At 71.2% G+C, this 19,281-nt stretch carries 17 protein-coding genes; 8 read left to right on the top strand and 9 right to left on the bottom strand.

Annotated features, from left to right (window positions below; genetic code table 11):
* The first annotated feature begins 384 nt into the window (after positions 1 to 384).
* Positions 385 to 765: a cytidine deaminase gene (locus ACLQ2T_RS11680; RefSeq protein WP_425766023.1), complete on the top strand. Its 381-nt coding sequence runs from the start codon at positions 385 to 387 to the stop codon at positions 763 to 765.
* A gap of 122 nt (positions 766 to 887) precedes the next feature.
* Here ACLQ2T_RS11680 and ACLQ2T_RS11675 read toward each other — a convergent pair whose 3' ends face one another.
* On the bottom strand, positions 888 to 1,529 hold the full coding sequence (locus ACLQ2T_RS11675) for a hypothetical protein (RefSeq protein ID WP_425766022.1): 642 nt from the start codon (positions 1,527 to 1,529) through the stop codon (positions 888 to 890).
* Positions 1,530 to 1,703: 174 nt separating this feature from the next.
* Between ACLQ2T_RS11675 and ACLQ2T_RS11670 the strand changes: the two genes are divergently transcribed.
* On the top strand, positions 1,704 to 3,317 hold the full coding sequence (locus tag ACLQ2T_RS11670) for an LPXTG cell wall anchor domain-containing protein (RefSeq protein ID WP_425766021.1): 1,614 nt from the start codon (positions 1,704 to 1,706) through the stop codon (positions 3,315 to 3,317).
* Positions 3,318 to 3,453: 136 nt separating this feature from the next.
* Here the strand turns inward: ACLQ2T_RS11670 and ACLQ2T_RS11665 are convergent, their stop codons facing one another.
* A complete protein-coding gene (locus tag ACLQ2T_RS11665; RefSeq protein ID WP_425766020.1) occupies positions 3,454 to 5,958 on the bottom strand; it encodes a DEAD/DEAH box helicase in 2,505 nt (834 codons plus the stop codon).
* A gap of 124 nt (positions 5,959 to 6,082) precedes the next feature.
* Positions 6,083 to 6,706: a tRNA (guanosine(46)-N7)-methyltransferase TrmB gene (trmB, locus tag ACLQ2T_RS11660; protein ID WP_425766019.1), complete on the bottom strand. Its 624-nt coding sequence runs from the start codon at positions 6,704 to 6,706 to the stop codon at positions 6,083 to 6,085.
* A gap of 217 nt (positions 6,707 to 6,923) precedes the next feature.
* On the opposite strand from trmB, the gene ACLQ2T_RS11655 reads away from it, so the two are divergent.
* On the top strand, positions 6,924 to 7,547 hold the full coding sequence (locus tag ACLQ2T_RS11655) for a hypothetical protein (RefSeq protein ID WP_425766274.1): 624 nt from the start codon (positions 6,924 to 6,926) through the stop codon (positions 7,545 to 7,547).
* 468 nt (positions 7,548 to 8,015) lie between these two features.
* On the top strand, positions 8,016 to 8,624 hold the full coding sequence (locus tag ACLQ2T_RS11650; protein WP_425766018.1) for a class F sortase: 609 nt from the start codon (positions 8,016 to 8,018) through the stop codon (positions 8,622 to 8,624).
* 45 nt (positions 8,625 to 8,669) lie between these two features.
* Here the strand turns inward: ACLQ2T_RS11650 and ACLQ2T_RS11645 are convergent, their stop codons facing one another.
* The 3 genes from ACLQ2T_RS11645 to ACLQ2T_RS11635 form a co-directional block, all read right to left on the bottom strand.
* On the bottom strand, positions 8,670 to 8,981 hold the full coding sequence (locus ACLQ2T_RS11645) for an antibiotic biosynthesis monooxygenase family protein (protein ID WP_425766017.1): 312 nt from the start codon (positions 8,979 to 8,981) through the stop codon (positions 8,670 to 8,672).
* Between the two features lie 49 nt (positions 8,982 to 9,030).
* Positions 9,031 to 9,828, bottom strand: coding sequence for an exodeoxyribonuclease III (locus ACLQ2T_RS11640; protein WP_425766016.1), 798 nt, complete (start codon positions 9,826 to 9,828; stop codon positions 9,031 to 9,033).
* Between the two features lie 109 nt (positions 9,829 to 9,937).
* The gene (locus ACLQ2T_RS11635; RefSeq protein WP_425766015.1) at positions 9,938 to 10,849 is read right to left on the bottom strand and encodes a proteasome assembly chaperone family protein; all 912 of its coding nucleotides are present in this window, start codon (positions 10,847 to 10,849) and stop codon (positions 9,938 to 9,940) included.
* A 193-nt stretch (positions 10,850 to 11,042) separates the two neighbouring features.
* Here ACLQ2T_RS11635 and ACLQ2T_RS11630 point away from each other — a divergent pair, with 193 nt between their 5' ends.
* Complete coding sequence (locus tag ACLQ2T_RS11630) at positions 11,043 to 11,813, top strand: EcsC family protein (RefSeq protein WP_425766014.1); 771 nt, start codon at positions 11,043 to 11,045, stop codon at positions 11,811 to 11,813.
* Here the strand turns inward: ACLQ2T_RS11630 and ACLQ2T_RS11625 are convergent.
* Positions 11,801 to 12,649 (bottom strand): GDSL-type esterase/lipase family protein, encoded by an 849-nt coding sequence (locus ACLQ2T_RS11625; RefSeq protein ID WP_425766013.1) that lies wholly within the window; start codon positions 12,647 to 12,649, stop codon positions 11,801 to 11,803. The genes ACLQ2T_RS11630 and ACLQ2T_RS11625 overlap by 13 nt on opposite strands.
* A 180-nt stretch (positions 12,650 to 12,829) precedes the next feature.
* On the opposite strand from ACLQ2T_RS11625, the gene ACLQ2T_RS11620 reads away from it, so the two are divergent.
* The 3 genes from ACLQ2T_RS11620 to ACLQ2T_RS11610 are packed head-to-tail and all read left to right on the top strand — an operon-like array spanning position 12,830 to position 15,527.
* Positions 12,830 to 13,093, top strand: a complete 264-nt coding sequence (locus ACLQ2T_RS11620; protein ID WP_357530836.1) for a DUF6343 family protein — start codon at positions 12,830 to 12,832, stop codon at positions 13,091 to 13,093.
* Positions 13,094 to 13,108: 15 nt separating this feature from the next.
* Positions 13,109 to 14,521 (top strand): NADP-dependent succinic semialdehyde dehydrogenase, encoded by a 1,413-nt coding sequence (locus ACLQ2T_RS11615; RefSeq protein WP_425766012.1) that lies wholly within the window; start codon positions 13,109 to 13,111, stop codon positions 14,519 to 14,521.
* A gap of 40 nt (positions 14,522 to 14,561) precedes the next feature.
* Positions 14,562 to 15,527 carry a TIGR03885 family FMN-dependent LLM class oxidoreductase gene (locus ACLQ2T_RS11610; RefSeq protein WP_425766011.1) on the top strand — a complete coding sequence of 322 codons (966 nt, stop codon included), beginning with the start codon at positions 14,562 to 14,564 and terminating at the stop codon, positions 15,525 to 15,527.
* Positions 15,528 to 15,671: 144 nt separating this feature from the next.
* Here ACLQ2T_RS11610 and ACLQ2T_RS11605 read toward each other — a convergent pair whose 3' ends face one another.
* Both ACLQ2T_RS11605 and ACLQ2T_RS11600 read right to left on the bottom strand, forming a co-directional pair.
* The gene (locus ACLQ2T_RS11605) at positions 15,672 to 16,193 is read right to left on the bottom strand and encodes a GNAT family N-acetyltransferase (protein WP_425766010.1); all 522 of its coding nucleotides are present in this window, start codon (positions 16,191 to 16,193) and stop codon (positions 15,672 to 15,674) included.
* Between the two features lie 308 nt (positions 16,194 to 16,501).
* Positions 16,502 to 19,114: a glycoside hydrolase family 9 protein gene (locus ACLQ2T_RS11600; RefSeq protein ID WP_425766009.1), complete on the bottom strand. Its 2,613-nt coding sequence runs from the start codon at positions 19,112 to 19,114 to the stop codon at positions 16,502 to 16,504.
* Positions 19,115 to 19,281: the final 167 nt, after the last annotated feature.

Below are 19,281 nucleotides of genomic sequence, written 5' to 3'. Positions count from 1 at the left end.
CAGCCCGCCGCCGACCCCGCCTCCTGGTTATCCCCACCGCCCCGCCCACCGCCCCACCGGCCCTGCTGGCCAAGGCCCCGGCGCGACGCTCTGCCGTGCCAGCCTGCGCCGCTCCGGGGCCGGGCCGGGGGCGGCGGTGCGGTGCGCCGGCCTGTGCCGTGCGGAGGTTTGCGATGTGTGGTGCCGGGGCGGTGGGCGCCCAGGTCCGGGTACGGCGACGTCGGATCTCCCCGGTGCCCCTTTGCTCTGCTTCAACCAGCGCAATGTTCCTGGTCCGCAACCTGTGCGTGGGGTGAAGCAGAGCAAAGGGGCGGTGGCATTGCACCCGGACGGCGGCGGTCTATCGTGGGGCGTCGGACTGGGAGCGGAACGCGGGGGACGCCGATGACGATGCGTGACACCGATCGGGCGTTGGTGCAGGCCGCCAGCGCGGTGGCGAAGCTGCGCTGCCGTAGCGCTGCCCACACTCTCGCCACCGCTGCGCGCACCGCCGAAGGTCGGGTCGTCTCCGCCGTGAACGTGGTACACCCCACGGCAGGAGCGTGCCCCGAGGTGGTCGCGCTCGGCACCGCCGTCACCCAGGGCGTAGGCGAACTGGAAACGATCGTCACGGTCGGTGATCGCGGCCGGTCCCTGGTCGCCCCCTGCGAGGCCTGCCGCCAACTCCTGGGCGACCTTCTCCCGTCGCTGCGCGTGATCATCGGCCCCCTCGACGACTCCCGAGTCGTACCGATCACCGACCTGCCCCCAACCACCCCCCACTGACTCCCGCCACCGGGCCCGCCAGACAGGCCCGTGTGCAACTTCGGGGAAGATGCTGCCTCCGGCCGTGCCGAGGCGACATCTTCCCCGAAGTTGCTCGTACGCAACGGCAGGGTGGGCGGGGGTTAGGCGGCGGACCAGATGGCGCGGAAGGCGGCGGCTTCGCCGGCCAGCCAGCGTTCGATCTCCTCGGACCGGGCGCTCTCGGGCATCCGGTGGGTGACGCCCCGGCGCACGTCGACCAGGATCGGCTCGGCGTGCGGCAGGACGGCATCCATGTGCCGGGCCATCAGGTGCAGGGTGGCCAGTGCGGCCTCCTCGCTGGGCGGGGTCTCGTCGAAGTGCAGTCGGACCGCCTCGGCGCGGCCGTCGGAATGGCGTACGCCGAAATGGGGGTTGATCTTGACGGGTAGGTCACCGAGCAGGGCCAGGGCGTCGCGGGTCTGGGCGAGATCCACCGCACGCGGCTCGCCCAGGGAGTGCAGCCAGGTCGTGGCGCCCGGCACCAGCGCCTGGTAGAGGGGGCGCCACCGGGGCTTGACCAGGTCTACCACCTGCGCCAGGTGGGTCCCTCCGGTGTGGAAGGCGATATCGGTCTTGAGGGCCTTGACGAACTGGCCGTGCGGGTTGAAGCCGGAGCGGCTGGCCCGCTGGCGGCGCAGGCCGCCGACGAAGGTGGCCTTCATCGGCCCGGTGCGGTCGACGTACCTGGTGAAACCGAGGAGGGTGGCGTACGGCGTGAGGGGGGCGGAGATGGGCGCGGTCACGAGCATCCTCCCAGGTCAGGAACTCGATTAGTACATACATTCTAATCGACGGGTCTGACATCGCCCAGGGGAGAAAACGGACCGACGGATGCGGTACGAACCCTGGCAGGGGACAACACGCGGCTCGGAGATCGTCTAAAGTCCTGGATTCCCCCAATTCTCCGGAGCATCCACATGACATCCCTCATGGCTCGTTGGCCACGCCTTGCCGTCGGCACGGCGGTGCTGGCGACGGCGGCGCTCCTCGGCTCCGCCCCGGTGGCGTACGCCGCGGACGCACGTCCCGACCTGTTCGTCTCGTTCACCCAGGAGCCGGTCGCGGAGGTCGACAACAGCGGCACCACCGTCGGCATGTACGTCTACAACTACGGCGAGGCGGACGCGAGCGCGGTGACCGTCACCCTCGACCTGAGCAAGCTCTCCGACGGAGTCGTCGCGACCGTGCCGGACTGGGTCGACGAGTGCAAGCTCGCCGACAAGAAGATCACCTGCGCCGTCGGGGTGCTCGTCGCCGGGCAGGTCGACACCCTCTACCCGGTGTCGTTGGCCAGCGAGAAGGGTGCCAAGCCCGGCGATGCCGGTTCGGTCTCCGTGACCATCGCCGGCGCGGAGGACGACGCGAACCCGGACGACAACACCACGACCTTCCCGGTCTCGGTGGTCGCGTCCGGACCCGATCTGGTGGCCGCCGCCGCGGACCTGAACGACAAGTCCGACCGGGTCGGCTCCGGTGACACCGTTCCCCTCTACAGTGGCGTGTTCAACGAGGGCGACACCACCGCCGAGGGCTTCACCTTCAGCGTCAGCCTGACCACCGGCGCCACCTTCGTCGAGCGCTACAGCGACTGCACGTACGCCGACTACTACCCCGATGCCGCCGGGGCACCGTACGTGTACGGGCCGAGTGAGGTCACCTGCGTACTGCCGTTGCCCCTGGAACCGGGTGAGGGACTGCTGCTGTTCGACGACGAGAGTGGCGAGTCGCTGTTCAACGTCACCTTCGGCCGCAACCTGTCCGGCCCCGGGCAGCACAGTGGAGTCGTCAGCGTCGCCCTGGCGGGGCAGTCGCGGGCCGCGAAGAAGGTCGCGGGCAGCAAGGGCAAGGGTCCCTCCCTCGCCGCTGCCGCCAAGGCCCTGAAGGCCAAGGCCGCAGACGCCAAGGCCTCCCGGCAGTCCGCCGCCGAGCGGGAACTCGACGAGTCGAACAACTACGCGGACTTCCGGTTCTGGAGCAAGAAGAACACCCTCGACGTGGCCGTCACCGCCCCGGCGATCAAGGGCGCCGTGGGTGAGACCGTCGACCTGACCTACGAGGTCGTCAACCACGGTCCCTCCGACGGCGGCGGCCCGGGGGTGCTCATCACCGCGCCCAGCGGCACGGTGCTGCTGCCCGCCGAGTGGTGCTACACCGACGGCGAGCCGGGCCGAACGCTGCCCGAGTCGAAGAAGCTGCGCTGCAACTTCGAGAGCGAGTTCCCGAGCACCGCGTCCGGCCGTGGCCGGATCAAGGCGACCGTCCAGCTGAAGATCAAGTCAACGCCCGGTACGGACGGCACGATCGTGGCCGACGGCGCCATGTACTCCAGCGAGTCGAAGCCGGAGAACAACACCGCCCGCATCGTCATCGACACCGGCGACGGTGACGGCGGCTCCGGTGGCGGCCTGCCGGTGACCGGCACCTCGGCCACCCTCCTCGCCGGTGTCGGCGCCGCCGTGCTGGCGTTCGGCGCCGTACTCCTGGTGATGTTCCGTCGTCGCCGCGTGGCGTTCCAGACCCCACGCGACTGACCGACCTCGGTAACGCTCGATTGATCAAGAGGTTTGCGTCGGCGATCGCCGGATTACTGACGCAAACCTCTTGATCAACGAGGCGTGCCGGCCGGCGGGGGCACGCCGGCGGAGGGGCCGGGGGGTTCGGACGGGGTCAGAGTTGGCCGACGTCGGTGATCCGGATGACCGCCGTGCCCGCCTCGTCGGAGGCGGCCAGGTCGACCTCGGCACTGATGCCCCAGTCGTGGTCGCCCTCGGGGTCGTCGAGGATCTGCCGTACCGTCCAGCGTTCCCTACCCTGCTCGATCATGAGCAGCGCCGGGCCACGGGCGTTCGGCCCGATGCCGATCTCGCCGTACGACTCGAAGTAGGGCTCCAGCGCGTCGGCCCAGGCGTCGGCGTCCCACCCGGTGGCCCCGTCCAGTTCGCCGAGGGCGTTCCACTGCCGTAGCGCGGCCAACTCGACCCGGCGGAACAACGCGTTGCGTACGAGGACCCGGAAGGCGCGGGCGTTGCGGGTGACCGCCGTGGTGCGGTCGTCCAGGGCGGCGGCGACCTCCGGCAGGTCGGTGGGGTTGCGCAGCCGCTCCCATTCGTCGATCAGGCTGGAGTCGACCTGGCGGACCAGCTCGCCGAGCCACTCGATCAGGTCGATCAGCTCGTCGGTCTTGGCTTCCTCGGGCACGGTCTGCCGCAGGGTCTTGTACGCGTCGGCCAGGTACCGCAGCACCAGGCCCTCCGAGCGGGTCAGCCCGTAGAACTGCACGAACTCGGTGAAGGTCATCGCCCGCTCGTACATGTCGCGGACCACGGACTTGGGGGAGAGCTGGTGGTCGGCGACCCAGGGCTGGCCCTGCCGGTACATCTCGTACGCGTTGTCCAGCAGTTCGGCCAGCGGCTTGGGCCAGGTCACCTTGTCCAGCAGTTCGAGGCGGGCCTCGTACTCGATGCCCTCGGCCTTCATCGCGGCGACCGCCTCACCCCGGGCCTTGAACTGCTGCGCGGAGAGCACCTGGCGGGGGTCGTCGAGGATCGACTCGATCACGCTCAGCACGTCCAGTGCGTACGAGGGGGACTCGTTGTCCAGCAACTCGATGGTGGCCAGGGCCAGCGGCGACAGGGGCTGGTTGAGCGCGAAGTCGAGTTGCAGGTCGACCGTGAGCCGGACCCGTCGGCCGGTCTCGTCCGGCTCGGGCAGCTCCTCGACCACCCCACCGGCCCTCAGCGCCCGGTAGATGGCGATGGCCCGGCGGATGTGCCGGCGCTGGGCCGCGGGGTCCTCATGGTTGTCGGTGAGCAGGTGCCGCATGGCGGCGAAGGCGTCACCGGGACGGCCGATGACGTTGAGCAGCATCGAATGGCTGACCTGGAAACTGGAGGTCAACGGTTCCGGCTCGGCCTCGACCAGCCGCTGGAAGGTCGGCTCACCCCAGCCGATCGAGCCCTCCGGCGGCTTCTTGCGTACCACCTTGCGGCGCTTCTTGGGGTCATCGCCGGCCTTGGCGAGCGCCTTTTCATTCTCGATCACATGCTCGGGGGCCTGCACCACGACCCGGCCCAGGGTGTCGAAGCCGGCGCGTCCGGCCCGCCCGGCGATCTGGTGGAACTCGCGGGCCTTGAGCAGCCGGGTACGCACCCCGTCGTACTTGGACAGGCCGGTGAACAGGACGGTACGGATCGGCACGTTGATGCCGACCCCGAGGGTGTCCGTCCCGCAGATGACCTTGAGTAGTCCGGCCTGGGCCAGGGTCTCCACCAACCGGCGGTACTTGGGCAACAGGCCGGCGTGGTGCACCCCGATGCCGTGGCGGACCAGCCGGGACAGGGTCTTGCCGAAGCCCGAGGTGAACCGGAAGTTCCCGATCGCGGCAGCGATCATGTCCTTCTCGGCCCGGGTGCAGACGTTGACGCTCATCAGCGCCTGGGCGCGCTCCAGGGCGGCGGCCTGGGTGAAGTGCACGACGTAGACCGGGGCCTGCTTGGTCTCCAGCAGTTCCTCGAGAGTCTCGTGCAACGGGGTCATCGCGTACGAGAAGAACAGCGGGACCGGCCGCTCGGCCGAGCGGACGACGGCGGTGGACCGCCCGGTACGCCGGGTCAGGTCGTCGACGAACCGGGTGGTGTCCCCCAGGGTGGCCGACATCAGGACGAACTGGGCCTGCGGCAGTTCGATCAGGGGTACCTGCCAGGCCCAGCCCCGGTCCGGTTCGGCGTAGAAGTGGAACTCGTCCATGACCACCTGACCGACATCGGCCCGGGAGCCCTCCCGCAGCGCCAGGTTGGCCAGGATCTCCGCCGTGCAGCAGATGATCGGGGCGTCGGCGTTGACGCTGGCGTCGCCGGTGAGCATGCCGACGTTCTCCGCGCCGAAGACCTCGCAGAGCGCGAAGAACTTCTCCGACACCAGGGCCTTGATCGGCGCGGTGTAGAAGGTCGTCCGGTCGTCGGCCAGGGCGGCGAAGTGCGCGGCGATCGCGACCAGGCTCTTGCCCGAGCCGGTCGGAGTATTCATGATCACGTTGGCCCCGGAGACGATCTCGATGACCGCCTCCTCCTGATGGGGGTAGAGGTCGAGGCCGCGCGCGGAGGCCCAGCCGGCGAACGCGTCGTAGAGAGTGTCGGGGTCGGTGGTCTTGGGCAGCGCGGCGGTGAGAGTCATGACCCGTCCATGGTGCCTGGATCATGCCCTCCGACGCCAACCGGGTGACCGGTTTCGTTCGCCCGACCGGTAACCGGGGACCCCTCACCACGCCCGGCGTGGAGAAGGGGCCCTCCCTGGTCTCTCAGCGGCGGCGGTAGATCAGGTCGGCGATCGGGCGGCCAGCGCGCAGGGCCCGCCGTTCGAACCGGGTCACCGGCCGGTGGGCAGGCCGAGGGGCGTACCCGTCGTGCAGGTTGACCAGGCCCGGATCGGCGTCCAGGGTGGCCCGCATCGCCTCGGCGTACTCCGCCCAGTCGGTGGCGCAGTGCAGGATGCCGCCGACGGCCAGCCGGGAGCGCAGCAACGCGACATGCCTCGGCTGGATCAGGCGTCGCTTGTGATGCCGGGACTTGGGCCAGGGATCCGGGAAGAAGACGTGCACCGCGTCCAGGAAGTCCGCCGGCAGAGCCTGCATCAACTCCACCGCGTCGCCCTCGGCGATGCGGACATTGCGCAGCTCACGCCGGTGGACCAGGTCCAGCAGGTTGGCGATTCCGGGCGTGTGCACCTCGACCGCCAGATAGTCTCGATCCGGGTCGGCGGCGGCCATCTCGACCGTCGTGTCACCCATGCCGGACCCGATCTCCACCACCAGCGGAGCCCGGCGGCCGAACAACGCGACCGGATCGAGCGACGTGGCATCACCCACGCGCAGGGCGTACACCGGCCAGAGGTGTTGCAGGGCGGCCGTCTGCCGGTCGCTCATGCGGCCCCGCCGCGGGTGGAAGGTACGGATCGCCCGCGCCGGGTGGGGCGCGGCGCCAGCGGAGATCGGTTCGGTGGAGGTCACAGCGCACCGAGCTTACGCGAGCCCGGTGTCGGATCGGATGTGATGTACGACCGGGGATGAGACCATCATTCCCGTACCGCAGACCGGGTGTCCGGCGGCGCCCGGCGACTGCTCCGTCGCGCCGGGAGGGGGCATCGTGTCAGTGACCCGTACTCGCCCGGTCCTGTCGGCCACCGTGGTCGCGGCCTCGGTGTTCGCCCTCGTCGCCCCGCTGCTCGCCGTCGCCCTGACCGGGACCTCGACACCGGCCCGCGCCGCCGCCCCCGGTATGCCCCTGGCCGGCGTCGACCACCCGGTCGCCGCCCCCCAGCCGGTTGCCGCCCGAGTTGTCGCCGCTCCGCAGCCACCTGGCCCGGACGTGTTCATCGAGGTCAGCCCGAGCACGGTGGAACCGGGACATCTGGTCGGCCTGCGGGCCAGCTGCCGGGACAACTCCGTAGGGGCCATCGTCGTCTCGGACGCCTTCGGCCGGGTCGCCGTGCAGCCGCAACGCGGCCTGCTGACCGGTACCGCCCAGGTGAAGGACCGGGTGCTGCCCGGCAACTACCGGGTCAAGCTGGAGTGCCGGGGCGGGGAGAGCGCCTCGACGATGCTTCAGGTGGTCCGCACCGTCAGACCCAGCCGGGGACCGGCCACCGGATTCGGTGGCGGTGCCGCGACCACCTTCGGCCTGCTGGTGCCCGGTGGGCTCGCGTTGACCGTCAGCGGCGTCATCCTCTGGGGCGTGACCGTCCGGCGTCGGCACACCGGCCGGTGAGCCCTCATGGCCGTCTCCCGAACCCCGCGCCCCACCAGCACCGACCACGCCCCGCGCCCTGCCGAGGTTGAGCGCGCCTCGCGTTCCGCCGGGGTGGATCGCGCTACGCGTCCCAACGGCGCCGACCGTGCCCCGCGTCCGGCCGGTGCGGTGCAGGTCGGGCGTAGTGCACGTCCGGCTGATAGCCGACCGAGCCCTCATCCTCGACCCGAGGTGTTCGTGCCGCCGGTCGAGCGTCCCGGGAATTCCACCGTCCGGGCGGACCTCTTCGTCCCGGGCGACGTCGCACCGGCTACGAAGCGACCGGCACCCGCCGGCCACCCGGCCCGTGGCTCGGCCCGACCGGTCCGCTCCTCGCCCCCGGCGAGCCCGCCTCCGTCGACCGGCCCGCGTCCGTCCGCCGGGAAGGCTCCCCGGGGCACCCGATCCAGTCGCCGGGCCACCAGGTCCGGCCGCAGCCCCTGGTCGTTGCCGTTGGCGGTGGTGCTCGTACTGCTCGGGGTCTTCGCCACCGGCGCCGGGCTGGGGCGCAGCGTCGGCGATCCGCTGCGGTGGGCCACAGCGGCCGGTGGCGGCGCCGAGCCACCGGCGCGCGAGGCGGTCGCCGCGCCCGCCGCACCCCGGCCGGTACGCCTCACCGTCGCGACGGTCGACATCAACGCCCCGGTGAAACCGGTCGGCGACGCCGCGGACGGCACGATCGACGTACCGCCGTTGAGTCGGCACGAGGAGACCGGCTGGTACGACCGGGGCCCGGTGCCCGGGGAGCCCGGTCCCGCCGTCATCGTCGGCCATGTCGACACCAAGAGCGGCCCCTCGGTCTTCTACGACCTGCACAAGCTGCGCGTCGGCGACACCGTCGAGGTGCAGCGGGCGGACGGCTCGGTGGCGGTGTTCACGGTCGACTCCGTCGAGCGCTTCCCCAAGGACCGACTGCCGGCCGACCGGATCTACGGCCATGACGGCCCGCCCAGCCTGCGGCTGATCACCTGCGGGGGGCAGTGGCTCGGCGGCGCGACCGGCTACGCCGACAACGTCATCGCCTTCGCCACCCACACCGCGACCCGCCCCGCATAGCCGCAGCCGAGAGCGGCCGGTGCGGGGCGATCGCGGGCCGTTGGCTCAGGGGACCTGCTGGACGACCTCGAACTCCAGCAGGGTGGCGCCGGTGGCGACCGGTGGGCGTTGTTCGCCGCCGGGCGGGGCGGCGTGGGCGGCGCGGGCCGGACCGGCGGCCCAGTCCTGGTACGCCTGCTCGCTCTCCCAGCGGGTGTAGACGAAGTAGCGGTTGTCACCGGCGACCGGGCGCAGCAACTCGAAGCCGAGGAAGCCGGGGGAGTCCTGCACGGCGTGCGCCCGCGCGGCGAACCGCTTCTCCAACTCCTCCCCGGCTCCCGGGGGTACCTCGATCGCGTTGATCTTCACGACTGCCATGTCCCCACCCTAGACGCGCGCAGCGCCTGCCACGGCGCAGACGCCTCGGTCAGCAGGTTTCGAGAACGGGGGTGAAGGTGGTGTCGACGACGATCGGGGCATGGTCGGAGGGGGACTTGCCCTTGCGGGCCTCCCGGTCGACGTAGGCCGCGCGGACCGTGTCGGCAAACGACGCCGAGGCGTACACCAGGTCGATCCGCATGCCCTTGTTCTGGTGGAACATCCCGGCCCGATAGTCCCAGTAGGTGAAGGGATGCGGCCCCTTCATCGGGGTGGGCACCACATCGACGAGGCCCAGGTCCCGCAACGCCGCCAACGCGGCCCGTTCGGCCGGGGTGACATGGGTGGAGGTGGCGAACAACGCCGGGTCCCACACGTCGTCGTCGGTCGGGGCCACGTTGAAGTCCCCGCAGACCGCCAGCGCCGGGTGGTCGGTCAACTCGGCGGCCAGCGCCTCCCGCAGGGCCCCCAGCCAGGCCAGCTTGTAGGCGTAGTGCGGGTCGTCGGGGGCCCGCCCGTTCGGCACGTACACCGACCAGACGCGTACCCCGCCGCAGGTGGCGGCGATGGCTCGGGCCTCCGGCTCGGGGAAGCCCGGCTCCCCGGGAAAGCCGACCGTGACGTCGGCCAGGCCGACCCGGGACAGGATGGCCACCCCGTTCCACCGGCCGTCGCTGTGACTGGCCACCGTGTAGCCCAGGTCGCCCACCTCGGCCACCGGGAAGGCGCCGTCGGGGCACTTGGTCTCCTGGAGGCAGACCACGTCCGGCTCGGTGCCGGCCAACCAGTCCAGCAGCCGGGGCAGGCGGGCCTTCACCGAGTTCACGTTCCAGGTCGCCAGACGCATGATGCCAGCCTGCCGTATCCCGACCCGACTCCGCGCGCCGCCACCCGAGGGCGTGCGGTGCCAAAACGAGGAACCCCTGCTGTACGCCCGGCGCCAACAGGGGAGCACCTCATTCGTTGTTGGGGCGGGTCTGTTCGGCCAGGAAGCGTTCCAGTTCGGCGCCGAGTTCCTCCGCGGTGGGCAGGGGGCCGCTCTCCGCCGCCAGCAGGTTCTTACCTTCCCGACCCCGGGCGTACGCGTCGTACTGCTCCTCCAACGCCTGCACCAGGGTGGTGGCCTCCTCGCTCTGCGCCACCTGCCGGTCGATCTCCACCCGGACCGCCTCGGCGGCCGAGCGCAGCCCGTCGCGGGGCAGCAGCAGCCCGGTGCTGCGGGACACGGAGGCGAGCAGCACCTCGGCGGCGGCCGGGTACTCCGCCTGCGCCACGTAGTGCGGCACGTGCGCGGCGAAGCCCAGGGCGTCCCGCCCGGCCTCACCGAGGCGGAACTCCAGCAGGTGACCCACGCTGCCGGGCACCTGGACCCGTTGCAGCCACGGCTCGTAGCCGACGATCAGGTCGGGGCGGGTGGCATGGGCGGTCACTCCGGCGGGCCGGGTGTGCGGCACCGCCATCGGGATCGAGTTCAGCCCCACGGTCAGGCGTACGTCCAGCCGGGCGGAGAGCCCGGCGACCGCGGCGACGAACCGCTCCCACTGGAGATCCGGTTCCGGTCCGGTGAGCAACAGGAAGGGAGTGTCGTCGTCGTCGTGCAGCAGGTGCAGCACCAGCTCCGGCGTGTCGTAGCTTTCCCAGTGATCCTCCACGAAGGTCATCACCGGGCGCCGGGATCGGTAGTCGAAGAGCTGGTCGAGGTCGAAGCGGGCGATCTGGCGGGACTCCAACGAGGTCAGCAACTGCTCGCGGGCCAGTCGGCTGGCGTTGCCGGCGTCGACGAAACCGGTGAGTGCCTGGATCAGGACCGGTTGCCCTAGTTCGGGCAGATCGGTGGTGAGTTCGTAGAGCTCGTGTGGATCGAGCACCGGTGCGGCCTCCCTGGTTGCGCGTAACGGGGTTGGCTGGTTTGACGGCTCCCCCGATCGCCAGAACGTACCCGCCATCCTGGCGCATTCCTGCCGCGCCGGTCCGCCCGACCCGGATTCGACCCGACCCTGCCCGAATACGGCGTTGCGGCCCGGGGGTACACATGAGTGAGCATCGTGGAAGGGAGTGGTGATGAGCGACCCGGCTCCGGCGAACGGACAGCCCGGCATTCCGGCAGCATCGGGCCGGCGGCCCGACGGTGAGGCCACCGAGACGCCACCGGTCACCCTCTGGGACCGGATGCGCCAGGACCCCCAGTACGCCCCGGAACACCTCGCCCTGGAGGCGGTACGCCGACTCGGTCCGGAGGCGGCCACCTGGGTCCGACAGGCCCGCGCGCAGCACCCGAACGCCACCCCCGACTCCCTCGCCGAGCAGGTGGTACGCCGGTTCGTCAACCAGGCCCGGCTCTCCGGCGCCGTCTCCGGGGCGGCCGGTCTGCCCGGCGCGGTGCTCGATGTCGGGGTGCTCGCCTGGACCCAGGCCCGCATGGTGCTGCACGTCGCCGCCGCCTACGGCGCGGACCCGGCACACCCGGACCGGGCCGCCGACCTGCTGGTCCTGCAGAAGGTGCACAAGGTGGCGGCCAGCGCCCGAGTGGCCTTGGGGGTGGCGGCGGGCCGGGAGCGGGCCGATGCGCTGTTCGGCGGCGGTGGCCAGACCACCCTGGGTCGGGCGATACTCCGGCTCGGGATCCGGCTGGCCCAGATGGCCGGGGTGCGGGCCGCGAAACGGGTCTTCGCCAAGGTCGTACCGGGGGCGGCCATCATTCTGGGCACCTGGGCGAACTCCTCGGCCACCAAGAACCTCGCCGAACGCTCCCGGGTCCACTACCGCCAGCACGGTCATCCGCACATCCCGACCCCTCGCCGTTCCCCTGAGGACGACGATCAGTCGGCGTAGCCGGAGGACCGCCAGGTCACCTCGGCGAGACGGGACTGACCGGCCGTGTTGGGGTGGAAGTAGTCCAGGGCGTTGACCAGATCCAGGTCGAACCTGACCCGATGCACCGCCCCGCCGTCGTATCGACACCGGGAGCCGTATGCGCGGCAGGCGGCCGACAGTTGTCTGTTGTAGGCCGAGATCCGTTCCTTGAACTCCGTGCGACGGGCCCGGTCGGCCGGTGCGGTCGAGGTCGGCTCGGCCAGCAGCGCCGGACAGACCCCCCGTCGCCAGGCCCGGGTGGCCCGGGAGTCGTCGTGGCCGACCTCCCAGAGCCGGTACAGGTCGGGGATGCTGACCACCAGCACCCGCGCCTTGGGTCTGCCCTCGCGCAGCACCCCCAGCCCGCGGTCGATCTCGGCCCGGAACTCGGCCACCGGGGTCATCGCCTCGATGGAGTTGCGGCAGGCGTCGTTGGCCCCGATCAGCACGGTCACGTAGTCGGCCCGGTCGCGTACGGCCGCCTCCGCCTGACCGGCCAGCGCGGCGGCCCGGGCCCCCGGTCGGGCGTGGTTGTACGCCTTGTCCCGCAGCTTGGGGTTGCGGTCCAGCAGCCGGCGGTAGTGGCTGTCGACCCGCAGCCCCGACCCGGTGGACCAGGAGTTGCGTTCGCAGGAGGTGAGGACGAGGCAGGAGCCGAAGCCGGTGGTGATGGAGTCACCGAGGGCGGCGACCACCTTGGGTGAGCCGGGTGGCGGGCTGCCGGTGGGTCGGGGGGTCGCCTCTCCGCCCGCCTCGCAGGCCAGGGCGACCAACGCGAGCAGGCAGACGGCGGCGGTTGTCCAGCGTCCAGGCATGACTTCCCCAGCCTCGTAGCGCGCAGAGACGGCAGGGTGACTGTACGCGTGGGCGACGTGACCTTCGTGCCGTCTTGTCGGAGATGCGGCAGACCCCTGTCGCCGGGTCTCCGAGCGTGCTAGGCGGCACGGGTCGCGGCGGCGGCGGTTAGTCCGGGCGGTGCGGGGTAGATGGAGGTGATGACGAGATCACAGCCCCGGCGTGCCCGCGGCACGGTCGGCCACGCGTACAGCGCACTCAATCTGCGGCTGGTGCTGGCCGGCTTCGGGCTCGTCACCATGGTCGTCTTCGCGGTACTGGCGTTCCGCGCCGAGCTGGCCTGGCTCGGTGTGGTCTGCGTGATCTTCGCGGTGGTCGCGGTCGTCGACCTGGCCGTCATCCAACGCCGCCGTGCCGCCCGCCGCCGTGAGGAACCCGGTGTGCGGCACTCACTCTTCGAGTGACGGGAGAAAACCCTGATGCCCATCGCCACCACCAACCCCGTTACCGGCCAGGTGCTCAAGACCTTCGAGCCGATGTCGGACGAGCAGTTGAGCGACGCGATCGAACGGGCCGATCTGGCGTACCAGCAACTGCGGGGTACCACCATCGACCAGCGCGGACGGTGGCTGAACGCGGCGGCGGACCTGCTGGAGGCCGAACGCGACGACATCGGCCGGCTGATGACCACCGAGATGGGCAAGACGTACGCCGCCGCCAAGGCCGAGGTCACCAAGTGCGCCGCCGCCTGCCGCTTCTACGCCGCCCACGCCGCCGAGTTCCTGGCCGACGTCCCGGCCGACGCGAAGGCGGTCTCCGCGACCCGGGCGTTCGTCCGCTATCAGCCGATCGGACCGGTACTCGCGGTGATGCCCTGGAACTTCCCGCTCTGGCAGGTCGTACGCTTCGCCGCCCCGGCCCTGATGGCCGGCAACACCGGGCTGCTCAAACACGCCTCCAACGTGCCGCAGACCGCCCTGCTGCTGGAGGACGTGATCCGCCGCGCCGGTTTCCCCGAGGGGGCCTTCACCACCCTGCTGGTCGGTTCCGAGGCGGTGGAGCAGATCCTGGGTGACCCCCGGGTACGCGCCGCCACCCTGACCGGAAGCGAGCCCGCCGGTCGGTCCATCGCCCAGATCGCCGGCCGGGAGCTGAAGAAGACCGTGCTGGAACTGGGCGGCAGCGACCCGTTCGTGGTGATGCCCTCGGCCGATGTGGAACTGGCCGCCGAGGTGGCCACCACCGCCCGCTGCCAGAACAACGGGCAGTCCTGCATCGCGGCCAAGCGGTTCATCGTCCATGCCGAGGTATACGAGGCCTTCGCGGAGGCGTTCGCGCACCGCATGTCGGCGCTGCGGGTCGGCGACCCGATGGACACCGACACCGACCTCGGGCCGCTGGCCAGCGAGAGGGGCCGCGACGAGGTCGACGCCCAGGTCCGGGACGCGGTCGACAAGGGAGCCACCGTGCTCTGCGGTGGCCGCAAGCCCACCGGGGAGGGCTGGTTCTACCCGCCGACCGTGGTCGCCGACCTCGATCCCGATATGCGGATGTGGTCCGAGGAGGTGTTCGGGCCGGTGGCCGGGTTGTACCGGGTGTCGTCGTACGAGGAGGCGGTCGAGGTGGCCAACGGCACCGCCTTCGGGCTCGGCGCCAACGCCTGGACCCGGGACCCGCAGGAGCAGGAACGCTTCGCCACCGACCTGGTGGCCGGGGCGGTGTTCATCAACGGCATGACCACCTCGTACCCGGAGCTGCCCTTCGGTGGAGTGAAGAACTCCGGGTACGGCCGGGAGTTGTCCGCCCAGGGCATGCACGAGTTCTGCAACGTCAAGACGGTGTGGATCGGTGCGGGGGAGGCCGGGGTCGGCGCCGGGGCGCACGCCGAGTAGCCCGGCTTACTTTTCTGCCGGCCTGGGTAGGGAGGCCGGCATGACGGCGATCGGTTTCCACGCTTCCCACGAGCAGATTCATCCGCGTGCCCTGCTGGAGGCGGTGTGCCACGCCGAGGAAATCGGCTTCGACGCCGCGATGTGCTCCGACCACTTCGCACCGTGGAGCGAGCGGCAGGGGCAGTCCGGGTTCGCCTGGTCGTGGCTCGGTTCCGCGCTCCAGGCCACCGGCCTGTCCTTCGGCGTGGTCAACGCGCCGGGCCAGCGCTACCACCCGGCGATCATCGCCCAGGCGATCGGCACCTTGGCCGCGATGTACCCGGGCCGGTTCTGGGCCGCGCTGGGCTCCGGTGAGGCGGCCAACGAACATGTCACCGGCGACGCCTGGCCCCGCAAGGAGGTCCGCAACGCCCGGCTGCGCGAGTGCGTGGAGGTCATCCGGGCCCTGCTGGCCGGTGAGGAGGTCAGCCACGACGGGCTGGTCCGGGTCGACCGGGCCCGGCTCTGGACCCGACCCGAGCAGCCGCCCGCGCTGGTCGGTGCCGCGGTCAGTGTCGAGACCGCCCGCTGGTGTGCCGAATGGGCGGACGGTCTGATCACCGTGAACGCCTCCACCGACCACCTCCGCCGCATGATCGACGCCTACCGGGAGGCCGGCGGTCGCGGGCCGATCCACCTCCAGGTGCATCTGAGCTGGGCCGGCAGCCAGGCCGAGGCCGAGGCCATCGCGTACGACCAGTGGCGCAGCAACGTCTTCGCCCCCCCGGTCTGCTGGGACCTGGCCACCCCGGAACACTTCGACGTGGTCTCCGCCCAGGTACCGATGGCCCGCCTGGCCGAGGTGGTCAACATCTCCGCCGACCTGGGCCGACACACCGGCTGGCTGGAGGAGTACATCGACCTCGGCTTCGACCAGATAGCCCTACACCACGTAGGCCAAGACCAACGCCCCTTCCTGGACGCCTTCGGCACCCAGGTCCTCCCCAAACTCCCCCCCACCCCCTAACCCCCACCCCCTTCCCCTCCCACCCCGTCCCTCCGCGTTGATCATGAGGTTAGCGGCAGTTGTCGATCTCCAGATTGCCGTCAACCTCATGATCAACGCGCAGAGAGAGGGGTGGGGAGGGGGGAGGGGGTGGGGGTGGGGCTGTTAGAGGGGGTGGGTTAGGAGGTGGCCGGGCCATGGGGGGTGGCCGGGGCGGTTCACGGTGAAGGGGGTGGTGGGGGTGAAGCCCTGCCGTTCGTACCAGCGGACCAGGGCGCCGTCGTCGCCGGCGTAGCAGTCCACTCGGAGCAGGTGGGCGCCGCGTTGTCGGCCCAGGTCGGCGGCGTGCGTCAGTAGTCGGGCGCCGATCCCCGCTCCGGCGTACGCCCGGTCGGTGACCAGCAGGTTCACGTACAGCTCCGGTTCGGTGGCCGGGGGCACGTAGTCGTTGGCGGTGCCCACCACGAGCGCGCCGACCGGTCGTTCGCCCATTTGTGCCAGCCACAGGCCGCCGCCGTTGGCCCAGCCGTCGGCCTGGGCGATGCGGCGCGGGTCGGTCGACGCGGGCTCGGTGCCCCACTGCCCGGTACGCCCCTGCGCCACCAGCCAGGCGGTGGCGTCGTCCAGCAGTCGCAACACCGCCGCCGCGTCCCCCGGCCCTCCGGCCCGCAACACCAGATCATCCATGCCCGCCATCCTGCTACCCGGCGACCAGACGAACAGCGAAGGGCCCGGTGATCAAGAGGTTTTGGTCGCCTGGAAGCGGAATCCAGACCAAAACCTCTTGATCACCGGGCCCTCGCGGGTCCGACCGGGTCCGACCGGGTCCGACCGGGTCCGACCGGGTCCGACCGGGTCCGACCGGGTCCGACCGGGTCCGACTGGCGTCAGCCGGGCCCGGCTGAGGTCCAGCCGGGCGTCAGCCGGGTTCCTTGGTCTTGCGGGGGAGTGGGGCCGGGTGGGGTGCCGGTCGCCGACGGCACCCCACCCGGGGATCAGGAGACGGTGCAGGGTGCGCCGTTGACCGTGATCAGGTTCGGTGCGGGGTTGGCACCCTTGCCGGTGGTGGCGTTGAAGCCGAACATCGCCGTGCCGCCGGGGGCGATGTTGCCGTTGTACGACTCGTTCTTCGCGGTCACCGTGGCGCCGGACTGCTTCACCTCGGCCATCCAGGCCTCGCGCACCTTTGCGTCACCGGTGAAGGCGAACTTGGCGGTCCAGCCGTTCAGGGTGGTGGTGCCGGTGTTGCTGATGGTCACCTGGCCGGTGAAGCCGGTGCCGCCCTGCCAGGAGCCGTAGTTGGTGTACGTCACCGAGCAGGTGGGTGCCGGCACGGCCGCCGAGTCACCCTGGTCGGCCAGGAACGAGGCGATCCACGCGAGCGCCGAGTTCCAGTTGATCGCCACCTCGTTGGTCGAGTAGGAGGCGATGTCGTCGACGTAGCAGAACATCGGGGCGCAGCCGGCGAGCAACTGCTCCACGAAGGGGTCCTGGAGGTCGGCGTTGGGACCGCCGGCCAGCGAACCCGCGGGCGGCTTCGGCATGCTCGGGTCCAGCTGGTACCCGAAGATGCGGCTGTGCTGGTTCTCTGCGGCGTGCTCGCCCCAACCGGTCACGTACGAGATGTTCAGGGCGTTGCGGCCGAAGATGTAGTCCATCGTCTGCACCGCGCCGTCGCGGTACTTCGCCTGACCGGTCAGGTCGAAGGCGGTGGCCAGCACGATCGCGTTGTTGATCACGTTGCTGTTGCCGCCCCAGAAGTAGCTGCTGGGCTCACCCGGCATCGGCAGCCCGTACGCCTGCCGGGCGATCTCGGCGAGGTGGCCGTCCGCGGCGTCGGTCACCGACTTGCGGATGCGGGTCAGCTCGGCCGTCGGCAGCCCGCTGGGCACGGTGGCCAGGTCGAGGCGGCCCAGGGCGGCCACACTCTGCCAGCCGAAGCCCCGGGCGTCGAAGACGTCACCGGTGTGGTGCGGCGAGGCGGTCAGGTCGGCCAGGTAGGCGGCCTCACCGGTGGTCAGGTACAGCTCGGCCGCCGCCCAGTAGAACTCGTCGGTGACGTTGCTGTCGTCGTACGCGCCGCCGCCGTTGCCGTCCGTCGGGCTGGCGTAGCGGGTCGGGTTGGCCTTCGCCGCGGCGTAGGCGGTCTTGGCCGCGGTGCCGCACCGGGTGGCGAACTCGGCGTCGTACGGGGCGAACAGCCGGGCGCACTGGGCCGCGACGGCGGCCAGGTTCAGGGTGGCGGCGGTGGACGGCGGGTGCAGCTCACGCAGCTCCGGGTCGTCCTCGGGCTGCAACGGCAGTCCGGTCCAGTTCTCGTCGTGGATCTTGTGGTGGGCCATCCCGGCCAGCGGCTTGCCGGCCGGCACCTGCATCCGCAGCAGGAACTCCAGCTCCCAGCGGGCCTCGTCGAGGACGTCCGGCACCCCGTTGTCCCGCTCGGGCAGCCGCAGGGTGCCGTCGCCGAGGGCGGCACCGAACCCGGCGGTGGCCGCGTTCTTGGTCCGCTCGAAGGTGCTCAGCAGCTGGTAGGTGGCGATGCCGCCGTTGACCACGTACTTGCCGTGGTCGCCCGCGTCGTACCAGCCGCCGCGCACGTCCAGCCGGTAGTCGCAGACCCCGGGCTGGCAGGGCACGTCCGTGTCGCCCTGGTTGGGGGCCACCCCCAGGTGGCCGGCCGGGCGGGCGTACTCCTCGCCGACCAGGTCACCGTCGATGGCGATGCCGCTGCGCTGGATGTAGAAGAACTGCAGGGCGTCGGAGCGCAGCTGCTCGTAGAGGGCGCCGGAGACGTCGAACGGGTGGCTGACCTCACCGTCCACCGTCAGGGTCAGACCCTGCCCTGGGGTGCGGTACGAGGAGAAGTCCAGCGAGTGGACGTTCTGCGCCGAGGCCGGGTCCACCCCGCGGGGGGTGGTGTTGCCGCTGGCCACCACGGCACCGGAGGCGGACTTCAACTGCCAGGGCAGGGCCTCGGTGGCGTCGGTGACCACGGTGGCGTGCTTCGGCCCGTGCGGCAGGTAGCCGACCTGGTTGACCCGGACCCGGGGGCCGGTGTCCGGCTCGTACGGCTCGGGCGGGTTGCCGCCGCGCAGCGAGACGTTGTCCAGGCAGACGGTCTGCTGCTCGGCGGCCCCACCGACCTGGAAGATCAGCTGGGCCCGGCTGTCGTCGGTCGGGGCCACGAAGGTCCGCTCGACCCGCTGCTGGGTGGGGGTGGCGGCCGCGACGACCGAGTAGTAGCCGGTGTAGGGGGCGCTGCCGAGTTGCAGCACCGCGGTCACCGAACTGCCCGGGGTCGAGGTGACGTCGAAGCCCAGGGTGTATTCGGCGCCGGCGACCAGCGGGACCCCGTCGTGGCCGATGCCGGCGTCCCACGGGTTGGCCAGGCCACCGGCGACCGTGGTGCAGAGTTGGCCGTCGACCACGCCGAGCGGGCCGGTGCCGAAGGAGAACCAGGGCGAGGAGCCGTTGCTGAAGTCGCCGTTGTTGATTTGCTCGGGTGGGTCTGCCGGGGGGTCGGCGTACGCGGTGCCGGCGGTGGTGCCGGCCAGCGCCACGGCGGTTGCCGCAGCGAGCACCGCTAGACGACGTCGGGGTGGCGTCACGGGGGATCCTTCCGACGAACAGGACGGGCAAATGGTGGGGGAAAACCTGGGAGCGCTCCCAGGTATCGGGCATGTTTCCAGGGACGGCCGATCGTGTCAATCGATCGCACCCGATCCTCATCGGGGCGTTCAGCAGTGAGATTTGCCGCGCCACGCCCGGTCGTCCC

Source organism: Micromonospora sp. DT229 (genome assembly GCF_049844505.1).
Lineage (GTDB): Bacteria > Actinomycetota > Actinomycetes > Mycobacteriales > Micromonosporaceae > Micromonospora.
Note: the sequence above shows the minus strand (reverse complement) of the source record. Positions and strands in the feature narration are given on the sequence as shown.